We start from the raw sequence: 21,674 nt of genomic DNA, 5'->3' as shown, positions 1-21,674 counted from the left end.
GCCATGACGCAGCCCACCGCCAAACGCAGCACCCGCGCCCGCCACGCCGCCACCCTGGCTGACGTGGGACGCGCCGCCGGCGTGTCGGCGATGGCGGCGTCGGCGGTGCTCAATGGCGCCAAGACCTCCTCGCGCATCTCCGACGAGACGCGCCAGCGCATCCTGGAGGCCGCCGAGCAACTGCGCTACCGACCCAACGCCACCGCGCGCGGCCTGGCCGAGCGGCGCATGAACACGCTGGGTCTGGCCACCACGCTGTCGGGCAACGAGCTGAACCAGTACTTCCTGGAAGTGTTCAACGGCGTCATCGAGGCCGCGGCGGCGGCGGGCCAGAACACCACCGTCTTCGCCTTCGACACCTGGCCCGAGGTGGCGCGGCGCATGGCCTCGATCTGCGATGGCCGCATCGACGGCCTGATCCTGCTGGCGCCGCTGCTGGGCCCGGATGACGCCCAGGCCCTGCCCGAGCACACGCCGGTGGTCTCGGTACACGCCAACCATGCGCTGCCGGGGGTGCCCAACATCGAGTCCGACGAAGAGCGCGGCGCCTTCGAGATGGTGCGGCAGATGCTGGCCCTGGGTCACCGCCGCATCCTGCACCTGGCCGGCCCGGCCGACTCGATCGGCGCCAACCGGCGTGTCGCCGGCTGGCGCCGCGCCCACGCCGAGGCCGGCGTGCCGCTGGACGAGGACCTGCTGGTGCGCGGCGGCTTCAGTGCCGAGGCCAGCCGGCGCCAGCTCGCCGACTGGTTCGATGCCCACCGCGGCGACGAGGTGCCGCACGCCATCTTCGCCGTCAGCGACGCCGTCGCGCTGGGCTGCTTCGAGGTGCTGGGCGCGCGCGGCCTGCAGGTGCCGCGCGACCTGTCGGTGGTGGGATTCGATGACACCTTGCTGGCCCGCTCGGCCCGCCTGGCCACGGTGCACCAGCCGCTGCGCGAGATGGGCCACCTGGCGGTGCGCCTGCTGCTCGCCGCCGTGGACGCCAAGCTGGGCCTGGCGCCGCCGCAGCCGATCGCCTCGCAGGTGCTGCCCACCGAGACCGTCCTGCAACCCAGCCTGGCCCCGGTGCGACCGGGGCCGCTGGCCATTCCCTGACCCCGCGCCGGCGGTGCCGCCGGCCTGCCCGAGAGACCGCTGATGAGCACCACCGCCCCCGCCGACCGCGTTCCGATGCCCCAGAAGGTGGGCTACGGCCTGGGCGCCTTCGTCGACCTGTGGGGCCACTGGCTCTACCAGTCGCTGGCCTTCCACGTCTTCAACGTCTTCCTGGGCATGGCGCCGGGGCTGATCTCGACGGCGCTGATGATCAAGATCTTCATCGACGCCGCCTCGGACGCGGTGTTCGGCTGGCTGTCGGACAACACCCGCACCCGCCATGGCCGGCGCCGCCCCTTCATCCTGGTGGGTGGCGTGCTGGCGGGCATCGGCCTGCCGCTGATGTTCGCGGTGGGCCGCGGCTGGAGCGACACCCAGTACTTCATCTTCATGCTGGCCTCCACGCTGGTCTACGTGCCGGTGATGAGCTGCTTCAACATGCCCTGGACCAGCCTGGGCACCGAGATGACGCCCGACTACCACGAGCGCACCAGCGTCATGCAGGTGAAGAACGCGATCCAGAAGGTGCCCGAGCTGACGATGTTCGTGGCGGCCCAGTTCACCACGCTGTCGATCTTCAACGACGCCAACGGCAAGCCCGACATCCTGCTGGGCGCGCAGGTCTACTGCAGCATCCTGGGTGCGGTGATGGTGGGCATGTCGGTGGCGATCTTCCTGCTGGTGCGCGAGCGCTACTACGAGAGCGTGGTGGTGCGCCAGGCCAAGGTGCCGCTGCGCGACACGCTGTACCGCACGCTGCAGAACAAGCCCTTCCGCTCGCTGCTGGGCATGATGCTGGCGTATGGCATTGCCACCGCGATGGTCGGCCTGCTGGGCTACTACACCACGCTCTACTACGTCTGCGGCGGCGACGTGGCGCTGGGCACGCGCTGGAACTCGGCCATGGGCCTGGCCGGCATGGCCTTCGGCTTCGCCGGCATCCCCTTCTTCGGCATGCTGGCGCGGCGCTACGGCAAGCGCCTCGGGCTGATGGCGGTGCTGGCGCTGGCGGTGTGCGCCTTCATCGGCGACTGGTGGCTCTACGACCCGCGCTACCCGTGGCTGCAGCTGCTGGCCTGCGGCTTCGTGGCCTTCACCGGCGCCGGCTTCTGGACGCTGTACGGCTCCACGCTGGCCGACGTGATCGACCATGACGAGCTGGAAACCGGCCAGCGCCGCGAGGGCTCGTTCGCCGCCTGCCAGTCCTGGATCAGCAAGGTGGGCATCGGCCTGGGCAATGGCGCCTCGGGCTGGATCCTGCAGTTCACCGGCTTTGACGCCAAGCTGCCGGTGCAGAGCGAGGAAGCGATCACGCTGATCCGCCTGCTGCTCAGCGGCATCCCGGCGCTGGGCCTGCTGATCGCGTTGGTGCTGATCGCCCGCTTCCCGATCGACGAGGCCGGCGCCGGGCGCACCCGCGGCCTGCTGGAGGCGCGCCGCGGCGCGGTCTGAGCATGGCCCTGACCCGACGTGAGGCGCTCACCGCCGCCCTGGGCGGGGCCGCGCTGCCGGCCGGCGCCGCCGCGGCACGCGGGCGCGGGCCCGAAGGCCAGCGCTGCGCCGACCTGGGCGATGGCCGCTACCTCAACCCGATCGTGCCCGGCGACCACGCCGACCCGACGGTGCTGAAGGACGGCGCCGACTACTACCTGAGCTTCTCGTCCTTCGCGGCCACGCCGGGGGCGGTGATCTGGCATTCGCGCGATCTGTTCAACTGGGTGCCGATCACCGCCGCCCTGCCCGAGCCGCCGGGCACCGTGTGGGCGATGGACCTGGTGCGCCACCAGGGCCGCTACTTCCTCTACATCCCGGTGCTGCAGGCGCAGGGCACCGCGGTCTACGTGGTCTGGGCCGACGACATCCGCGGCCCCTGGAGCGCACCCATCGACCTGGGCCTGCCCGGCTGCATCGACCCCGGCCATGTGGTGGGCGAGGACGGCCGGCGCTACCTGTTCCTCAATGGCGGGCGGCGCGTGCGGCTGAGCGATGACGGCCTGCGCACCGACGGCCCGCTGCAGGAGGGCGCCTGGGAAGCCTGGCGCTACCCCGAGGACTGGGTGGTCGAGATGTTCGCCCCCGAGGGCCCCAAGCTGCTGCGCCACGGCGGCTGGTTCTACCTGGTCTCGGCGGTGGGCGGCACGGCCGGTCCGCCGACCAGCCACATGGTCACGCTGTCGCGTTCACGCTCGGTGCACGGGCCCTGGGAGCACTGCCCGCACAACCCGATCGTGCGCACCCGCAGCGCCGATGAGCCCTGGTGGTCGCGCGGCCACGCCAGCCTGGTCGAAGGCCCGGCGGGCGACTGGTGGATGGTCTACCACGGCTACGAAAACGGCTTTCGCACCCTGGGCCGTCAGGCCCTGCTGGAGCCGGTGGCCTGGACGCGCGACGGCTGGCTGCGTGCCCGCGGTGGCACGCTGTCGCGTCCGCTGCCGGCGCCGCGCGGCGGCCAGGCCGGACCCACCGGCCTGGCGCTGTCGGACGACTTCGAGCGCCCGACGCTGGGCCTGCCGTGGAGCCTGCACGGTGCCGCGCCCGGCGAGTTGGCGCAGCGCGTGCAGGTGGGCGGTGGCGAGCTGCGCCTGCGCGGCAAGGGCCAGGCGCTGGCCGACTGCTCGCCCCTGTGCTGCGTGGTGGGTGACCACCGCTACGAGGTCACGGTCGAGGTCGAGGCCCACGGCGCCGCCCACGGCGGGCTGGCGCTGTTCTACGACGAGCGCGGCCATGCCGGCATCGGCCTGGGCGGCGGCGAGCTGTTGACCTACGGCTACGGCCAGGAACAGCGCTGGATGCGCCAGCCGCTGACCACGCCGCGCCTGCACCTGCGCCTGCTCAACCGCGACAACGTGCTGACCTGGTTCAGGTCCGCGGACGGTCGGCAGTGGCAGCAGCTGCCCTGGCAGATGGAGGTCTCGGGCCTGCACCACAACGTCTTCGGCGGCTTCACCAGCCTGCGTCTGGCGCTGTTCAGTGCGGGCGAGGGCGAGCTGCGGTTCCGGAGGCTGCGCTACCGCGCACTCTGAGCGCCCCCAGGGCCGGGCTGCGCCCAGCCCGCCCCCCCCCGAGGGGATCAAGTCGTCCTGGGGCGGCCCTGCGACAGCTTGCCAGCGCCCCCAGGCCCGGGCTGCGCCCAGCCCGCCCCCCGAGGGGGTCAAGTCGTCTTGGGGCGGCCCTGCGACGACTTGTGAGCCATGGCCTGTGCCAGCAGCGCCTCGTGCATCGGCATGCGCGCCAGCAGCGCCTCGACCTCGTGCCGGCGCTGCAGCAGCAGCTCGGCGGCGATGTCCTCGGGCACCTCGGCCGGCCAGGGCAGCGCGCGCTGCGGCCAGTGCTCCATGCCGGCGTGGATGGCCAGCCAGCTGTTGGCGTCGAAGCCCTCCTGGTCGTAGACCGCCAGCACGCCGGCGGCGCGCCAGGCGTCGATCTTGTGGGCCAGGGTGTCGGGCAGGTCCATCGCGGCCATCTCCTGCCACAGCCGGCTGTCGCGGCGGCGGCTCAGGCGGTAGTGCAGCACGATGAAGTCGCGGATGCGCTCGTACTGGCGCCGCATCAGGGTGTTGTAGCCGGCACGCGCCGGCTCGCGCTGCGGGTGGTCGAGCAGCGACACCAGGTGGCCGATGCCCGACTGCACCAGGAAGATCGCGGTGGACTCCAGCGGCTCGAGGAAGCCGCCGGCCAGGCCGATCGCCACCACGTTGCGCTCCCACAGCCGCTCGCGGTAGCCGGTGGTGAAGCGCAGCAGGCGCGGCTCGGCCAGCGGCGGGCCGTCCAGCCGCGCCAGCAGCTGCGCCAGCGCACGCTGCTCGTCGATGTGGCGGCTGCTGAACACATGGCCGTGGCCGGTGCGCTCCTGCAGCGGGATGCGCCAGGTCCAGCCGGCCTCCATGGCCGTGGCGGTGGTGTAGGGCGTCAGCGGACCATCATTGCGCGCTGCGGGCACCGCCCAGGCGCGGTCCACCGGCAGCAGGTGGCTCTGGTCCAGGAAGGGCACGGCCATCGCCTGGCCCAGCAGGCGCGAGGCAAAGCCGGTGCAGTCGATGAACAGGCTGGCGTGCAGCGCACGGCCATCGTCCAGGCGCAGGGCCTGCACCTGGCCGTCGGCGGCTTGCTGCACCCCGGCGATGCGGCCCTGCACATGCTGCACGCCGCGCGAGATCGCCAGCGCCTGCAGGAAGCTGGCATAGCGCTGCGCATCAAAGTGGTAGGCGTGATCGTAGCGGCCGGCCAGGCCGGCGCCGGGCTGCGGCGGCAGGAACTGGCCGCCGCGCGCCATCGCGCCGGGCAGGCTGAGGTCGGTCAGCGCCAGGCCGACGGGCAGGCGATGGCGCAAGCGCAGGTACTGCGCCCACAGCGCCATCGGGCCATCGAGCGTGCCCAGATCGCCAAAGGTGTGGAAGTAGTGGTGGCCGGGCTGCAGCCAGTCGTCGAAGCGGATGCCCAGCTTGAAGGTGCCGCCGGTGGCGCGCAGGAAGTCGACCTCGTCGATGCCCAGCAGGCGGTTGAAGGCGCGGATCGACGGGAAGCTGGCCTCGCCCACACCGATGATGCCGATCTCCGGCGACTCCACCAGCGTCAGCGGCCGGCCCGGCCGCGCCGTGGCCAGCGCGGCGGCGGCCATCCAGCCGGCGGCGCCGCCCCCGGCGATGACGATGCTGTCGGTGGGATTCATGCGCCGTGCCGGTTGCGGGCATCCACACAGACCGCGGCCAGCAGCACCACGCCCTTGATGACCTGCTGGTAGTCGATGCCGATGCCCAGGATCGACATGCCGTTGTTCATCACGCCCATCACGAAAGCGCCGATCACCGCACCGCCGATGCGCCCCACGCCCCCCGAGGCCGAGGCCCCGCCAATGAAGCAGGCGGCGATCACATCCAGCTCGAAGCCCAGGCCCGCCTTGGGCGTGGCGCTGTTGAGCCGCGCTGCGAACACCAGGCCGGCCAGCGCCGCCAGCACGCCCATGTTGACGAAGGCGGCAAAGGCCAGGCGCTCGGTGCGGATGCCCGACAGCCGCGCCGCCTTGGCGTTGCCGCCCAGCGCATAGAGCTGGCGCCCGAGCACGCTGCGCGAGGCCAGCAGCTCGTACACCGCCACCAGCACCAGCAAGAGCAGCAGCACCAGCGGGGCGCCCTTGTACGAGGCCATCAGCCAGCCCCCGCCCAGCACCGCCGCCAGCAGCCCGGCCTGGCGCGGCAGCAGCGTGGCCAGCGGCTCGACCGCCATGCCATGGCGCAGGCGCTGCGCGCGACGGCGCCAGGGCAGCAGCACCGCCGCCACGGCCAGCAGCACGGCCAGCCCCAGTGTGCTCGCATGCGGGGCCTCGTCGTCCGCCCCCAGGTCGGGCAGGAAGCCGGTGGACAGCGCCTGGAAGCCGTCCGGGAACGGCCCCAGCGACTGGCCCTGCAGCAGCGCCAGCGCCAGGCCCTTGAAGACCAGCATGCCCCCCAGCGTGACGATGAAGGACGGGATCGCCAGGTAGGCCACGAACCAGCCCTGCAGCGCGCCGATCAGCGCGCCGGCGGCCAGGCAGGCCGCCACCGCCGGCAGCACCGGCCAGTCGTGCTGCACCATCAGCACCGCCGCCAGCGCGCCGGTGAAGCCGCACACCGAACCCACCGACAGGTCGATGTGGCCGGCCACGATGACCAGCAGCATGCCCAGCGCCATCACCACGATGAAGCTGTTCTGCAGCACCAGGTTGGTCAGGTTCAGCGGCTGCAGCAGCGTGCCGTCGGTGAGCCACTGGAACAGGCCGGTGATGGCCACCAGGGCCAGCACCAGGCCGTGTTCGCGCAGGCGCGCCAGCAGGGCCGGGGCGGGGGGCGCGGCGGGCGCCATGGAGGTGGTGTTCATGTCAGTGCAGTGGCGCGCCGACGATGGCGCGCAGGATGGCTTCCTGGCTGGCCTGGGCGGCCGGCATCTCGGCGACGATCGCGCCTTCGTTCATCACGTACAGCCGCTCGCACAGGCCCAGCAGCTCGGGCATCTCGGAGGAGATCAGCAGCACGCCGCAGCCCTGTTCGGCCAGGCTGGCGATCAGCGTGTAGATCTCCTGCTTGGCGCCCACGTCGATGCCGCGCGTGGGCTCGTCCAGGATCAGCAGCCGCGGGCCGGTGAACAGCCAATTGGCCAGCACCACCTTCTGCTGGTTGCCGCCCGAGAGCTGGCCCACCGGCTGCGCCAGGTCGCGGCAGCGGATCGCCAGGCGGCGGCGGAAATCCTGCGCCACCGCGTGCTCGCGCGGCTCGTCGACCAGGCCGCGGCGGGCCACGCCGCGCAGATGGGCCAGGCTGGTGCTGCGCGCCACGCTGTCGCCCAGCACCAGGCCCAGGCCCTTGCGGTCCTCGGTGACGTAGGCGATGCCCGCCGCGATCGCGCGCGGCACGCTGGAGAGGTCCACCGGCTGGCCGCCCACCAGCGCCTGGCCACCGCGCCAGCGACCCCAGGAGCGGCCGAACACGCTCATCGCCAGCTCGGTGCGGCCGGCGCCCATCAGCCCGGCCAGACCGACGATCTCGCCGCGGCGCACCGTCAGGCTGGCCTGCCGGATGGCCAGGTGGCCGCGGCGCTGGGGGTGCTCGACGCACCAGTCGCGCAGCTCGAACAGCGGGTCGCCGGGCATCGTGCGGCGCTGCGGGTAGCGGCCGTCCAGCGGGCGGCCGACCATGGCCTGGATGATGGCGTCCTCGTCGGGCAGGGTCTCGAAGCCGGCCACGCTGGCACCGTCACGCAGCACCGTCATGCGCTGCGCCACGCGCCGCACCTCGCCCAGCTTGTGCGAGATCAGGATGCTGGCCACGCCCTCGGTCTGCAGCTGCAGCAGCAGCGCCAGCAGGGCCTGGCTGTCGCGCTCGTTGAGGCTGGCGGTGGGCTCGTCCAGCACCAGCAGGCGCACCTGCTTGCCCAGCGCCTTGGCGATCTCGACCAGCTGCTGCTGCCCCACGCCCAGCCGGCCCACCTGGGTGTCCGGGTCGGCATCCAGGCCCACGCGGGCCAGCAGCGCACGGGCCCGCGCGTGCGCCGCCACCGCGTCGACCCAGCCGTGGCGCGCCGGCTCGTGGCCCAGGAACAGGTTCTCGGTGATCGACAGCGTCGGCACCAGCGCCAGCTCCTGGTGGATGATGACGATGCCCAGGCGCTCGCTGTCGGCAATGCCGGCAAAGCGGCAGGCCCGGCCCTCGACGCGGATCTCGCCCTCATAGGATGGATGCGGGTAGACGCCGCAGAGCACCTTCATCAGCGTCGACTTGCCGGCGCCGTTCTCGCCCACCAGCGCATGGATCTCGCCGCGCGCCACGCGAAGGTCCACGCCGCGCAGCGCCGGCACGCCGTTGAAGCGCTTGGCGATGCCGCGCATCTCCAGCAGGGGTGCGTCCATCAGCGCAGCTGGCCCGCCTGGTAGTAGCCGCTGGCGACCAGCACCTGCTGCCAGTTACCGGCGTCCACCGCCACCGGCTTGAGCAGCTGCGCCGGCACCACCTTGACCCCGTTGTGGTAGGTCTTGCGGTCGTTGAACTCGGGCGCCTTGCCGGCCAGCAGCGCATCGGCCAGTTCGGCCGCCACCCGCGCCAGCTCGCGCGTGTCCTTGAACACCGTGGAGGCCTGCTCGCCGCGGATGATGGACTTCACCGAGGGCAGCTCGGCATCCTGGCCGGTGACTACCGGGCAGGGCTGGCGCGGCGTGCAGTAGCCCACCCCCTTGAGCGACGAGAGCACGCCGATCGACAGGCCGTCGTAGGGGCTGAGCACCGCATGCAGGCGCTCCTTGCCGTAGTGCGCCGACAGCAGGTTGTCCATGCGCGCCTGCGCCACGCTGGCGTCCCAGCGCAGCGTGCCCACCTTGTCCATGCCCATCTGGCGGCTGCGCACCACCAGGCGACCGCTGTCGATGAGTGGCTTGAGCACACTCATCGCGCCGTCGTAGAAGACCTGGGCGTTGTTGTCGTCGGGCGAGCCACCGAAGAGCTCGATGTTGAACGGCCCCTTGCCCTGCGCCACGCCCAGGCGGTCGATGATCGACTGGCCCTGCATCACGCCGACCTGGAAGTTGTCGAAGGTGGCATAGGCGTCGACATGCGGCGTGCCGCGGATCAGCCGGTCGTAGGCGATGACCTTGATCTGGCGCTCGGCGGCCTTGCGCAGCACGTTGCCCAGCGTGCTGCCGTCGATCGGTGCGATCACCAGCACGCGCGCGCCCTTGGTGACCAGGTTCTCGATCTGCGCCAGCTGGTTGGGGATGTCGTCGTCGGCGAACTGCAGGTCGGCGCGGTAGCCCTTGGTCTTGAAGACCTTGAGCATGTGCTCGCCGTCGGCGATCCAGCGTGCGGCGCTCTTGGTGGGCATGGAGATGCCCACCAGGCCCTTGTCCTGGGCCCGTGCCCGCAGGCCCAGGCCCGCCAGCAGGCTGGCGGCACCCAGGCCGCGGAGAAGGTGGCGTCGGGGGGTGATCATCGGGAGTCTCCTGGATCGACGGCAGGACGCGGACCTGCGATGCTGCGATCTAATTTGTTCGACGAACGAACTTTATGAACAAGGACGGTGTCAGTGAAGCGGGATTTCCCCGGATGAACCCGGCCGCCAAGGTGCCTGGCGTGCGCAGCGCACCCTGGGCGCGGCTGGCCGATGGACGCCCGGTCACCGCCTGGACGCTGGACGCCGGGGGCCAGCTGCAGCTGACGCTGCTGGACCTGGGCGGCACGGTGGTGGCGCTGCGCATGCCCGACCGCCACGGTCACTTCGACAACATCGTGCTGGCGCTGGCCTCGCCCGACGATCAGCTGCGCCACAACCCCACTTTCGGCAGCCTGGTGGGCCGCTATGCCAACCGGATTGCCGACAGCCGCTTCATGCTGGACGGCCGCCGCGTCGACCTGGACAGCGGCGGCAGCCGCCACTGCCTGCATGGCGGCGCGCAGGGCTTTGGCGCACGCTTCTGGCAGGTGGCGCCCGGGCCCCGGTCGCCCGACGGCGCGGTGGCGGTGGTGCTGCGCCTGGACAGCCCGGACGGCGACCAGGGCTTTCCAGGCCGGCTGTCGGTCGAGGTGCGCTACACGCTGACGCCCGACGACTGCTGGATCGTCGACTACAGCGCGCACACCGACCGGCCGACGGTGCTCAACCTGACCCAGCACGCCTACTGGAACCTCGCCGGCTGCGGTGCGGTGGACGGCCACCGGCTCACGCTGATGGCCAGCCGCTACCTGCCGATCGACGCCGAGGGCATCCCGCAGCACAGCGCGCCGGTCGATGGCACGCCGCTGGACTTCCGGGGCGGCGCGGTACTGGGCCCACGGCTGCGCACGGTGCACCCGCAACTGCAGCACGGCCGCGGCCTGGACCACTACCTGTGGGTGGACCGCAGCGCGCCGGGTCTGGCGCTGGCTGCGCGGCTGGAGGACCCTGTCAGCGGCCGCGTGCTGGAGGTCGAGACCACCGAGCCTGGCCTGCAGGTCTACAGCGCGAACTGGCTGGACGGCCGCCTGGCCGGCACCCATGGCGACCTGCTGCGTGCGGGCGACGCGCTGTGCCTGGAAACCCAGCATCCGGCCGATGCGCCGAACCGGCCGGACTTTCCGTCCACCGTGCTGCGTCCGGGCCAGACCTGGCACAGCCGCACCCTGCATCGACTGCGTTGCCTGCGCTGAGGGCTCGTCAACGCAGCGGCTCCAGCGTCAGCAGCACCACGTCGTGGCTGCGCATCGGCCAGCGCCAGCGCAGCCGGCCATCGGCGCCCACGCGCACGGTGAGGTCGCGCTCGGGCCGGTCGGTGGTCAGCGCGCGCAGCCGCTGCAACTGCGCCGCACTGGGCTGGGCCGGCTTGCCCAGGCGGATCCAGGCGCTGTGCGCGTCGTTGGCATCGAAGCCGGTGCGCTGCAGCCGCAGGCGGTAGCGGCCGGGCGCCAGGCCCTCGACGCGCAGCGCCACCGGGGCGGCGCGCACCGCCGGGTGCAGGCGGGTGAAGTGCGGGCGGTTGCTGTCGGTCTGTTCGGGCAGGCGCCAGTCCCAGACCACGGCGGCGAGTCGCCGGCCGTCCACCGCGGCCCAGGTGGCGCCATCGTCGGCCGGCAGTTCGCGGCCGCGCAGCGCATGCAGGTAGCGGTAGGCGAACCAGGCGGGTTTGCGCAGGCCTTCGCGGGTCATCAGGCCGAAGCCGCCATGGAAGGTGGCGGGGGGCGGGCCGGCTTCCTCGAAGAGGTCGCTGTAGGTCCAGTAGCTCATCGCCTGCGCCAGGCCGCGCACCGCGCGCAGCTTCTCCAGCACATAGGCGGCGCCGATGTAGTGGTCGTGCACCGGGTCGCGCGGGTTGTAGCTGGTGCTCCACTCGGTGATGTGCAGCGGCAGGCCGGGGAAGGCCGAGGCGTCGATCTGCGCACGCACCCGCCGCACATCGCCGACGATGCTGTCGGGCGAGCGCGAGAGGCGGTTGTCGTCCTGGCCGTATTCGTCGAGGAAGCCGCCGTCGACGCCGTAGGTGTGGGTGCTGACGAAGTCCACCGCCACGCCCTCGGCCCAGACGAAGGCCAGGAAGGGCACGACCCAGTCGGCGCCGGCGGTGCCCGGCCCGCCCACGCGCAGGCCCGGGTCGACGCGCTTGAGCACGCGCGCGGTGTCGGCATACAGGCGGAAGTAGGCGGCCTGGTCGGCACGCTCCCAGAAGCCGTCCAGGTTGGGCTCGTTCCAGACCTCGAAGTGCCACTGGCGCACCTGCTCGGCGCCATAGCGCTGGATCAGGTGGCGCGCGAAGGCCTCGACCAGCTGCTTCCAGCCCTCGGGCTCGGGGTGCGAGGTCAGGCCCTGCCAGTGGAAGATCTTCAGCCCCGAGGTGGCCAGCGCCTGCGGCGTGAAGCCCAGCTCCACATAGGGCTGGATGCCGCGTGCCAGCAGCGCGTCGTAGAAGCGGTCGATGCCGCTGAAGTCGAACACCAGTCGCTCGCCGTCCTTCTTCACCGTGCCCAGCACGTCGTGGAAGATGGCGTGCAGGCGCAGCGAGCGAAAGCCCAGCTCGTCCACCGCGGTCTTCAGCTGCGCCAGCGCCTCGGGCCGGCCGGTGGTGCCGGGGAAGTCGGCGCCCACGGCCAGGTCGAAGAAGCGGTCCAGCGGCGCACCGGCGCGCGCCACATCCAGGGTGAGCACGCGCTGGGCGGGGGCGGCGCCAGCAGCCAGCGTACTGGTGGAGCCCAGCGCGAACAGGGCCAGCAGGGCATGGAGCGCGCGGCCCAGCAGTGGGGTCATCGGTCGGCCTCGTCGGGTTCGGTGGCATGGGGGAACGGGGCGCGCCAGGCCAGCCAGATCGGCGGCACCGACAGCAGCAGCACGGCACCGAAGAACAGCGGATAGGCGTGGCCGCAGGCGGCCCACAGCGCCGCGCTGGCGGTGCCGGTGGCCCACTTGGTCATCGCCATCACGCCGGTGGCCATGGCGTAGTGGGCCATGCGAAACGGCCCGGGCGAGACCTGCTGCATCATGTAGAGCATGTGGCCCACCGAGCCCATGCCGAAGCCGAACTTCTCCAGCGCCACCAGCGCGCCGATGCTCACCATCTCGGTGGGCATCGCCTGGCTGAGCCAGAAGTAGGTCAGGTGCGGCAGGTTCAGCGCCAGCGCCAGCCACAGGAAGCTGCGCCGCAGCGTGAAGCGGGCCACCACCGCGCCGCCGGCAAAGGCTCCGGCGATGAAGGCCAGCGTGCCGATCGTGCCCGCCAGGGTCCCCAGCGCGGCGTTGTCCAGGCCCAGGCCGCCGGCGCTGCGCGCGTCCAGCAGGAACAGCGGGCCGAACTTCTCGATGAAGCCCTCGCCGAAGCGGTAGAAGAAGACCACCGTCAGCATCGGCCAGATCGCCGGCTTGGCGAAGAAGCTGGCCCAGGCCTCGCGCACCGCGCGCCAGGCATCGGCCGCGCCACGCGCCTGCAGCGGCGCCAGCGCACCCGCAGGCAACACGCGCCAGTGCCAGACCCCGGCCAGCGCCATCAGCGTGCCGGCCAGGCCCATCACCAGCATCCAGCACTGCACCCAGGGCAGGCCGTGGGCCTCGTGCAGCCAGCCGGTCAGCGACACCAGCAGGCCCGAGCCCAGCACCGCGCCCAGGTTCCAGCACATGCCCTGCAGGCCGGCGTAGCGCGCCTGCTCGCGCGGCGTGGCGGTGCCCATGAAGACGCCATCGGCCACCGTGTCCTGCGTGGCCGAGGCAAAGCCGATCATCCAGAACAGCCACAAGGACAGCCGGAAGAAGCCCTCCAGCGGCAGGCTCAGCGCCACCAGGCCCAGCAGGCCGGCCATCGTGAACTCCATCGAGATCACCCACCAGCGCTTGCTGCGCCAGGCCTCCAGCAGCGGTGCCCACAGCGGCTTGAGCACCCAGGGCAGGTAGAGCTGCGAGGTGGCCAGCGCGATGGTTTCGTTGTCGACGCCCAGGTTCTTGTAGACGATGGCCGCCACCACGCCCACCATCACATTGGGCAGGCCCATCGCCAGGTACAGCGTGGGCACCCAGGCCAGCAGCGGGCGGCGCGGCGCACTCATCGCGACCTCCCGCCCAGCACCTGCAGGGCCGCCGTGACATACACCAGCGGTGCATTCCAGTTGATCGCCACCTCGTTGCTGGCGTAGCTGCAGTCATGGTCCAGCCAGGCCAGCGCCGGCTCGGTGCGGGCGTAGGGCACGGGACAGTGGGCCGCGTCGTCGCGGCCGGCATTGGGGCCGCCGACGACGAAGCCCGGCACCGGCGCGTCGATGCCGTCAGCCATCGACGGCCGGTGGTGCGGGTGCTGCGGCGAGCGGCTGCCAAAGCCGGTGACCTGGCTGTGGCCCAGCAGGTTGCGGCCCAGCACATGGTCGAGCAGGGCCTGGGCGGCATCGAGGTGGGCGCGTGGCCCGCCCTGGCGCGCCGACTGCAGCAGCACCAGCGCCTGGTTCAGCGCGCCGCCATTGCTGCCCCATCCGAAGTCCGTGACCTGAAGGCTCACGCCGGCGGCCGAGTCGCGCCAGCGGGCGGCCAGCGTGTCGGCCAGGCCGCGCAGGCGCTGCGCCGGCAGCGCGCGCTGCGGCGCGGGCAGGCGTGTGCGCGCGTCGGCCAGCGCCAGCCAGGCCAGCGCGCTGACCTGGTTCCAGCCGGGCACCTCGATGCCCAGGCGCGGCAGGTCCAGCGCGGCGCGGTAGCGCGCCTCGCCGGTCAGCGCGAACAGCTCGGCGGCGGCCCAGGCCTGCTCATCGTCCAGTTGCTCGTCACCGTAGCCGCCGGTGTGGATGCCCTCGGGCTGGCGAAAGCCCTGGCGCGGGTGGGACTGTGCCCAGGTCCAGGCGCGCTCGGCGGCCAGGCGCAGCCGGGCGCCCTCGCCCTCGCGCAGCAGGCGCTGCGCGCCCAGCACCCGCGCAGCCAGCGCCGCGGTGGCGGCCAGGTCCAGCGCCGCGGCGCTGCTCTTGGCCACCAGGTAGCGCGGCGCGGTGGCCTCGGCCGGCATCACCACGCCGTCGAAGCCGGCGTTGCTGAGCTTGTGATACACGCCGCCGTCGGTCGGGTCCTGCATGCTGAGCATCCAGTCCAGGTTCCAGCGCAGCTCCTGCACCAGGTCGGGCTGGCCGGGTGTGCTGTCGGGCAGCCCCACCCGCTGGGTGGCGAAGAAGGCCGGGAAATGCGCCTGCGCCAGCAGCAGCGTGGCCACGCTGATGGCCGAGTTGACGACGTACTTGTTGTAGTCGCCGGCGTCGTACCAGCCGCCCGGGCTGCTGACCCGGCTGCCCTCGGGCCGGCTCGGGCCGGCGGCCGATGCGTGCACCAGCACCTCGGTGTCGGGGTGGCCGGCGGCGCGCGCCCAGCGGCCGGCGACCTCGGGGGTCAGGGCGATCGAGGCGCGGTTGAAGGTGAAGGCCCGGATCGCCGCGGCGTTGAGCGCGACGTAGGCCTGGGGGTCGACGCGCCAGCTGGGCGAGTCGGCCACGCCCGCCGCGCGCAGCCGGTAGCGGCCCGGTTGCCGCAACGCCGAGAGGTCGACCAGCCGCACCGCCTGGCCCGCCGGCGCCCAGTGGCGCGCCGGCCCGGGCCAGCGGCTCAGCACGCGCCGTCCGCTGTCCAGGTCGATCACCTCGACCGGCCCGCGCACGGTGGCCGGCAGCAGCGCCTGTTTGGTGGCCAGCGGGGTGAAGCCCACCTGATTGATGGCGATGGCCTCGGGCAGCACGGGGGCCGCCACTGCCTGGCCTGCCATCAGGCAGGCGGCCAGCAGGCCGGTTGTGGCATGAATCCGCGGCGTCACGGCGCGTCCTGCCAGCGCAGGTGGACGATGCGAAAGCCCTGGCGCTGCAGCAGCGCCAGCAGGGCCGGCAGCGCCTGGGCCGTCTGCCGCTGGGCGTCGTGCAGCAGCACGATGCCGCGGCGCTGCGTGGCCAGCGCCTGTGTCAGGCGCGCGGCCAGGGCCTCGGTCGATCCGGCCGGCACCCAGTCCTCGATGCCCAGGTCGGCCGACAGCACGGTGATGCGCTCGGCGGCCAGCGCGGCGCGCAGCGTGTCGGTCTCGGCCAGGAAGGGGTAGCGCCAGAAGCGCGCGGGCTGGCCATAGACCTGCTCGAACAGCGCCTGGGCGCGCCGCAGGTCGGCCAGCTGCTCGGCGGGCGAGAGCGTGTCCGGCGGCTGGTGGGCGTGGCTGTGCAGGCCCACCGAGTGGCCCTCGTCGCGCAGGCGACGGGCCAGTGCCGGGGCGCGCTCGAGCTGCTGGCCGGTGACCAGGAAGCTGGCGCGCACGCACTGCGCGGCCAGCGCGGACAGCACCGCCTCGGTGGCGCCGGGCTCGGGACCGTCGTCGAAGCTCAGCACCAGCTCGCCCTCGGCCAGCGGCAGCGGTTCGTGCTGCAGCGTGCCATAGGCGACCGCGGCGCGTGGCAGCGTGAGCACGCGGGCGGTGCCCAGCGCGCCGGGCGGGCACGCCGGCTCGGCCGCGCAGGCCGAGGCAGCGAGCAGCAGGCCGGCCAGAGCGCCCATCGCGCCCATGGCGCTCATGGCACGCGAGACACTCAGGCGGCGGACCATGTGATCTGGCCCGCACCGGCGTGGCGCGGGCTGGACAGGCCGTCGACCTCCAGGCCCCAGTCGTACAGCGCGCCCTGCTCCACGGTGGCGGTGTAGCGCATGCCCTGGCGGTGCACCCGCCCGCGCACGGCGATGCGGCCGTCGACCGACGGCACCTCGAAGGGCGCGCTGGCGCCGTCGGCCAGCGCGAACACGCGCAGCACCAGACCGCGGGCGTAGTCGTGGTCGGGGCGGCTGTCCTCGTCGCTGAAGGGCAGCACGCTGCCCGGGGCCACGTACAGCGGCAGGCTCATGAAGTCGTGCACCTCGCGCACCCAGCGGCCGCCGGGGCGGCGCTGGCCGCTGAGCAGATCGGTCCAGTCGCCGCGGCCGGTGTCGGGCAGGTAGACCTCGACCTCGCCGCTCTCGGTGAACACCGGCGCCACCAGCAGCGCGTCGCCCAGGTGGTACTGGCGGTCCAGCGCGGCGCAGGCCGGGTCGTCGGGGTGCTCCAGCAGCATCGAGCGCATCATCGGCACGCCGGTGGCGCTGGCGGCGATCGCCTGGGCATAGAGGTAGGGCATCAGCCGGTGCTTCAGGCGGGTGAAGCGGCGCAGCACGTCGCAGCTTTCCTCGTCGACCAGCCAGGGCACCCGGTAGCTGCTGCTGCCATGCAGGCGGCTGTGCGAGGACAGCAGGCCGAACTGGATCCAGCGCTTGTAGACGGCCGGCGGCGGGTGGCCCTCGAAGCCGCCGATGTCGTGGCTCCAGTAGGCAAAGCCGCAACTGGTCAGCGACAGGCCGCCGCGCAGGCTCTCGGCCATCGACTCGAAGGTGCTCCAGCAGTCGCCGCCCCAGTGCACCGGGAAGCGCTGGCCGCTGGCGTAGGTGCTGCGGGCGAAGACCACGGCGTCCTCGCCCTTCTCCTCGCGCAGCAGATTGAACACCACCTCGTTGTACTTCAGCGCGTAGAGGTTGTGCATCTCCACCGGGTCCGAGCCGTCGTGGTAGACCACGCCCTCGCTGGGGATGCGCTCGCCGAAGTCGGTCTTGAAGCAGTCCACGCCCTGGGCCAGCAGCCGGCGCAGGTGGTTCTGGTACCAGCGCACCGCGCCCGGGTGGGTGAAGTCGACGATGGCCATGCCGGGCTGCCACAGGTCGGTCTGCCAGGTGCGGCCGTCCGGCCGCTTCAGGAAGAAGCCGCCGCGCACGCCCTCGTCGAACAGCGGCGACTTCTGCGCCACGTAGGGGTTGATCCAGAGGCTGATCTTCAGCCCCTTGGCATGCAGCCGGGCCAGCATGCCTTCGGGGTCGGGAAAGCCGCGCGGGTCCCACTGGAAGTTCACCCACTCGAACTCGCGCATCCAGAAGCAGTCGAAGTGGAACACCGCCAGCGGCAGCTCCCGGCGGGCCATCTCGTCGATGAAGTGGGTGGCGGTGGCCTCGTCGTACTGGGTGGTGAACGAGGTGGTCATCCACAGCCCGAAGCTCCAGGCCGGCGGCAGCGGGGCGCGGCCGGTCAGCGCGGTCAGGCGCTGCACCGCGGCCTTGGGCGTGGGGCCGGCGATCACGCAGTAGGCCAGGCTCTCGCCCGCACGGCTGAACTGCACGCGGGTGGTCTTCTCCGAGGCGACCTCGAACGAGACCGGCCCGGCCTCATCCACCAGCACCCCGTAGCCGCGGCTGCTGAGGTAGAAGGGCACGCTCTTGTAGGCCTGCTCGCAGGCGGTGCCGCCGTCCTTGTTGGTGTTCTCCACCACCTGGCCGTTCTTCACGAAGGGCGTGAAGCGCTCGCCCAGGCCGTAGACCGTCTCACCCACCGACAGCGTCAGCTGCTCGTGCATGAAGCTGCCGCGCTCGCCCCACTGCAGGTAGCCCAGGCTGCGCCAGTCGCTGCGGGTGAGCAGCCTGTCGCCATCGCGGAAGGTGAGCTGCCAGCCCTCGCCCTTGCGCAGCTCGACCGAGGCCGTGCCCGAGTGCAGACGCACGCAGCGCTCGTCCTCCTCGATGCGCACGGCCGGTGCGGTGGCGCCGGGCATCGGCACATGCAGCCGAGGCGGCTCGCCCTCGGCGAAGTGCGCCACCGCCACGCGGATCACGCCCTCCAGCGGCGAGCTGAGCGTCAGGCTCAGCACCGGGCCCTGCAGCGTGTCGCCGCGGTGCTTGATCGCTCGGGTGGTGGCCAGCACCACGATGCGGGCGGCCTGCACGTCGATGCGGTAGGCCTCGCAGGCGTAGTGGGCGCTCAGGCCGGGCTGCAGCAGCCACTGGCCGTCGGTGAATTTCATGGCGGGGTCTCGGGCAGGGGCCGCACCGGTTCGCTGGCCCGGGTCGGCGGAAATTTACCGATAAATCAATCGCGTCAAAAAAGGAGCGCCAAGCGCTCTGGGCCGCAGTGTAGGCGCGTCAGCTGCCGGCAGCACCTCCGGCAGAACCCTGAGATCCAGGGCCAGCGCGCCGGCCTGGGCCGCCCACGATCGAGGGAGTGCAGAGTGCACACCCGGCGGCGCCACAGCCAGTGTCTTGCCAGCTTCGCATCTACTTATGCAGGATGTGCATAGTTTCCCATTCCGTCGGAATTACCGGATCGTTACACTCGATCGGAGGCGCTCGGCCCCGGTCATCCCCGGTGGCGCGGGGTGCGTGGCCGCGGCCCCGATGTAACCCATCGGTACCCGCGACGAGGTCGGTCCCGACACGCGGACCGGGCATTGGGCGAGCGTCCAGACGGCTGTGCCAGGGGTTGCGCTGCCAGGGGGTTCGCCCAATGCCTTTTTTGTCTTTGCAACCTTGGAGCCCCCGATGAACCGCCCCCTGACGCCCGAGCTGCGCGCCAAAGCGCCGGCCTATGTGAAGAACGCCCGCCTGATCGAATGGGTGGGCCAGATCGCCGCGCTGACCGAAGCCGCCGATGTCTACTGGTGCGACGGCACCCAGGAAGAATACGACCGCCTGTGCCAGCAGCTGGTGGACGCCGGCACCTTCAAGAAGCTGCCCAAGCGCCCCGGCTCCTACCTGGCCGTGACCGACCCGTCCGACGTGGCGCGCGTCGAAGACCGCACCTACATCTGCTCGCAGAAGAAGGAAGACGCCGGCCCCACCAACAACTGGATGGACCCGGCCGAGATGCGCGCGCTGCTGCAGACCGGTGACAAGGCGCTGTTCAAGGGCTGCATGGCCGGCCGCACGCTGTACGTGATCCCCTTCAGCATGGGCCCGCTGGGCTCGCCGATCGCCCACATCGGCGTCGAGCTGTCCGACTCGGCCTACGTGGCCGTGAACATGAAGCTGATGACCCGCATGGGTCGCGCCGTGGTCGACCTGCTGGGCACCGACGGCGACTTCGTCCCCTGCGTGCACACCGTCGGCGCCCCGCTGGCCGAGGGCGCCAAGGACACCACCGCCTGGCCCTGCAACCCCACCGTCAAGTACATCGTCCATTACCCCGAGACCCAGGAGATCTGGTCCTACGGCTCGGGCTATGGCGGCAACGCGCTGCTGGGCAAGAAGTGCTTCGCGCTGCGCATCGCCAGCACCATGGGCCGCCAGCAGGGCTGGCTGGCCGAGCACATGCTGATCCTGGGCGTGACCAACCCGGCCGGCAAGAAGTACCACGTCGCCGCCGCCTTCCCCAGCGCCTGCGGCAAGACCAACTTCGCGATGCTGATCCCGCCGGCCGCGCTGGGCGGCTGGAAGGTCACCACCATCGGTGACGACATCGCCTGGATCAAGCCGGGCGCCGACGGCAAGCTCTACGCCATCAACCCGGAAGCCGGCTACTTCGGCGTCGCCCCGGGCACCAACTTCAAGACGAACCCGAACTGCATGGATTCGCTGAAGCAGGACGTCATCTTCACCAACGTCGCCCTCACCGACGACGGCGATGTCTGGTGGGAAGGCATGGACGGCGAGCCGCCGGCCCACGCCATCGACTGGCAGGGCAAGGACTGGACGCCGCAGATCGCCAAGGAAACCGGCGCCAAGGCCGCCCATCCGAACGCCCGCTTCACCGTGGCCGCCACCAACAACCCCGCGCTCGACCCGGCCTGGGACGACGCCAAGGGCGTGGCCATCGACGCCTTCATCTTCGGCGGCCGCCGCAGCACCACCGTTCCGCTGGTGACCGAGGCCCGCAACTGGATGGAAGGCGTCTACATGGCCGCCACCATGGGCTCCGAGACCACCGCCGCCGCCTTCGGTGCGCAGGGCGTGGTGCGCCGCGACCCGTTCGCCATGCTGCCCTTCTGCGGCTACAACATGAGCGACTACTTCCAGCACTGGCTGGACATGGAGCACAAGCTGCAGGGCCAGGGCTCGAACCTGCCCAAGATCTTCTGCGTCAACTGGTTCCGCAAGGGCGCCGACGGCAAGTTCGTCTGGCCCGGCTACGGCGACAACGCCCGCGTGCTGAAGTGGATGATCGGCCGCATCGAAGGCCAGGCCCAGGGCGAAGGCCACTTCTTCGGCATCAGCCCGCGCTACGAGGACCTGGACTGGACCGGTCTGGACTTCAGCAAGGCCCAGTTCGACAGCATCATCGACGCCGACCCCACGGCCTGGCAGGCCGAGCTGAAGCTGCACGACGAGCTGTTCAAGACCCTGGCCTATCACCTGCCGGCCGAGCTGACCGCCACCAAGCAGAAGATGGAAGCGGCGCTGGCCAAGTAAGCCCCGCCGCACCCGCGACCAAGGCCACCCGAGGGTGGCCTTTTTTCATCGCGTTCGGGCGGGGCCCGCGGCTCAGCCAGGCGCGGTGGCCGCCCGGCGCAGCGCACACAGATCCAGCACCGTCAGCCCGCGGCGCGCCAGACTGAGCACGCCCTGCGCCTGCAACCGGTGCAGCGCCACATGGGCCCGCTGGCGCGACACATTGGCCAGCAGGCCCACCTCGCGCTGGTCGATGTCCAGGTGGCTGCCGGTGCCCGGATACAGGTCTTCGTCGTACAGCCCGGCCAGCGCCCGCGCAACGCGCGCATCGGTGTCGAGCAGGCGGTCGTCCGAGAGCGTGCCGATGAAGTGGGCCAGGCGCGCGTTCAGCAGATCCTGCAGGCAGTGGTTGAAGGGAATGCTGGTGTGGCGCAACCACTCGAAGATGGCGCGCGGCACCAGTGCCAGCCGCAGCGGACGCAGCGCATAGACGTCGTAGCGCCGGGCCTCGTGCTTCATCAGCGAGCCCTCGCCGAACCAGGCCCCGGCGCAGACGCCGGTCAGCGTCGACACCTTGCCGTCGGCCGAGGCCACCGACATCTTCGCGAAGCCCTCGACCACGCCGCACCAGTGCTCGACCACCTCGCCGGCGCGCAGCACCCACTGCCCGCTGTCGCAGCGGCGTTGCTCGGTGTGCGCCAGTACCACCGACAGCTGCTCGCTGGTCAGCGCGCGCGACCAGCCCGCCGAGCGCAGGAAGGCCTCCAGCGGGTCGTGAGGGGTGGCAGCTTCAGGGAAAGTACGGTCCATGCGGCGCCTCCAGTGTCATCGCGACGACTCGGCGTCCAGGCCCCCGAATCTAAGCTGGAAGCCAGCGCAGCGCATCCGTGAAATCCAAGCGCTGCGAACAAGACCCGGACCGCCACGGCGGA

General features: G+C 71.8%; 15 protein-coding genes. 5 read left to right on the top strand and 10 right to left on the bottom strand.

Annotation, left to right across the window (positions count from 1 at the left end; genetic code table 11):
* Nucleotides 1-3 precede the first annotated feature (3 nt).
* The 3 genes from KAK07_RS05800 to KAK07_RS05790 are packed head-to-tail and all read left to right on the top strand — an operon-like array spanning nucleotide 4 to nucleotide 4,121.
* On the top strand, nucleotides 4-1,098 hold the full coding sequence (locus KAK07_RS05800; protein WP_210851021.1) for a LacI family DNA-binding transcriptional regulator: 1,095 nt from the start codon (nucleotides 4-6) through the stop codon (nucleotides 1,096-1,098).
* 42 nt (nucleotides 1,099-1,140) lie between these two features.
* Nucleotides 1,141-2,550, top strand: coding sequence for an MFS transporter (locus tag KAK07_RS05795; RefSeq protein WP_210859499.1), 1,410 nt, complete (start codon nucleotides 1,141-1,143; stop codon nucleotides 2,548-2,550).
* A gap of 2 nt (nucleotides 2,551-2,552) precedes the next feature.
* Nucleotides 2,553-4,121 carry a family 43 glycosylhydrolase gene (locus tag KAK07_RS05790; RefSeq protein WP_210859497.1) on the top strand — a complete coding sequence of 523 codons (1,569 nt, stop codon included), beginning with the start codon at nucleotides 2,553-2,555 and terminating at the stop codon, nucleotides 4,119-4,121.
* 128 nt (nucleotides 4,122-4,249) lie between these two features.
* Here KAK07_RS05790 and KAK07_RS05785 read toward each other — a convergent pair whose 3' ends face one another.
* Genes KAK07_RS05785 through chvE form a run of 4 tightly spaced genes read right to left on the bottom strand, consistent with a single transcriptional unit; the run spans nucleotide 4,250 to nucleotide 9,549 of the window.
* Complete coding sequence (locus KAK07_RS05785; protein WP_210859491.1) at nucleotides 4,250-5,767, bottom strand: tryptophan halogenase family protein; 1,518 nt, start codon at nucleotides 5,765-5,767, stop codon at nucleotides 4,250-4,252.
* The gene (mmsB, locus tag KAK07_RS05780) at nucleotides 5,764-6,951 is read right to left on the bottom strand and encodes a multiple monosaccharide ABC transporter permease (protein ID WP_210851017.1); all 1,188 of its coding nucleotides are present in this window, start codon (nucleotides 6,949-6,951) and stop codon (nucleotides 5,764-5,766) included. Before mmsB ends, KAK07_RS05785 begins: the two co-directional genes overlap by 4 nt.
* A 1-nt stretch (nucleotide 6,952) precedes the next feature.
* Entirely contained in the window at nucleotides 6,953-8,476 is a 1,524-nt protein-coding gene (locus tag KAK07_RS05775; RefSeq protein ID WP_210859490.1) for an ATP-binding cassette domain-containing protein, read from the bottom strand.
* The gene (gene chvE, locus KAK07_RS05770; protein WP_210851015.1) at nucleotides 8,476-9,549 is read right to left on the bottom strand and encodes a multiple monosaccharide ABC transporter substrate-binding protein; all 1,074 of its coding nucleotides are present in this window, start codon (nucleotides 9,547-9,549) and stop codon (nucleotides 8,476-8,478) included. The genes KAK07_RS05775 and chvE overlap by 1 nt, the downstream gene beginning before the upstream one ends.
* Nucleotides 9,550-9,662: 113 nt before the next feature.
* Between chvE and KAK07_RS05765 the strand changes: the two genes are divergently transcribed.
* A complete protein-coding gene (locus KAK07_RS05765) occupies nucleotides 9,663-10,742 on the top strand; it encodes an aldose epimerase family protein (protein ID WP_210859489.1) in 1,080 nt (359 codons plus the stop codon).
* Between the two features lie 7 nt (nucleotides 10,743-10,749).
* Here the strand turns inward: KAK07_RS05765 and KAK07_RS05760 are convergent, their stop codons facing one another.
* The 5 genes from KAK07_RS05760 to yicI are packed head-to-tail and all read right to left on the bottom strand — an operon-like array spanning nucleotide 10,750 to nucleotide 18,383.
* Nucleotides 10,750-12,330, bottom strand: coding sequence for a GH39 family glycosyl hydrolase (locus KAK07_RS05760; protein ID WP_210851013.1), 1,581 nt, complete (start codon nucleotides 12,328-12,330; stop codon nucleotides 10,750-10,752).
* Complete coding sequence (locus tag KAK07_RS05755) at nucleotides 12,327-13,616, bottom strand: MFS transporter (protein WP_210851012.1); 1,290 nt, start codon at nucleotides 13,614-13,616, stop codon at nucleotides 12,327-12,329. Before KAK07_RS05755 ends, KAK07_RS05760 begins: the two co-directional genes overlap by 4 nt.
* Nucleotides 13,613-15,346 (bottom strand): glycoside hydrolase family 9 protein, encoded by a 1,734-nt coding sequence (locus KAK07_RS05750; RefSeq protein WP_210859488.1) that lies wholly within the window; start codon nucleotides 15,344-15,346, stop codon nucleotides 13,613-13,615. Before KAK07_RS05750 ends, KAK07_RS05755 begins: the two co-directional genes overlap by 4 nt.
* Nucleotides 15,343-16,116, bottom strand: a complete 774-nt coding sequence (locus tag KAK07_RS05745; protein WP_210859487.1) for a polysaccharide deacetylase family protein — start codon at nucleotides 16,114-16,116, stop codon at nucleotides 15,343-15,345. Before KAK07_RS05745 ends, KAK07_RS05750 begins: the two co-directional genes overlap by 4 nt.
* A complete protein-coding gene (gene yicI, locus KAK07_RS05740) occupies nucleotides 16,101-18,383 on the bottom strand; it encodes an alpha-xylosidase (protein ID WP_210859482.1) in 2,283 nt (760 codons plus the stop codon). Before yicI ends, KAK07_RS05745 begins: the two co-directional genes overlap by 16 nt.
* Before the next feature lie 514 nt (nucleotides 18,384-18,897).
* Between yicI and KAK07_RS05735 the strand changes: the two genes are divergently transcribed.
* A complete protein-coding gene (locus KAK07_RS05735; RefSeq protein ID WP_210851008.1) occupies nucleotides 18,898-20,763 on the top strand; it encodes a phosphoenolpyruvate carboxykinase (GTP) in 1,866 nt (621 codons plus the stop codon).
* Nucleotides 20,764-20,835: 72 nt separating this feature from the next.
* On the opposite strand, the gene KAK07_RS05730 is transcribed toward KAK07_RS05735, so the two are convergent.
* Nucleotides 20,836-21,552 (bottom strand): Crp/Fnr family transcriptional regulator, encoded by a 717-nt coding sequence (locus tag KAK07_RS05730; RefSeq protein ID WP_210851007.1) that lies wholly within the window; start codon nucleotides 21,550-21,552, stop codon nucleotides 20,836-20,838.
* Nucleotides 21,553-21,674 lie beyond the last annotated feature (122 nt).

Source organism: Ideonella alba, assembly GCF_018069875.1.
In the GTDB taxonomy this organism is placed as follows: domain Bacteria; phylum Pseudomonadota; class Gammaproteobacteria; order Burkholderiales; family Burkholderiaceae_C; genus Ideonella; species Ideonella alba.
This window is presented reverse-complemented; position numbering and strand designations above follow the sequence as displayed.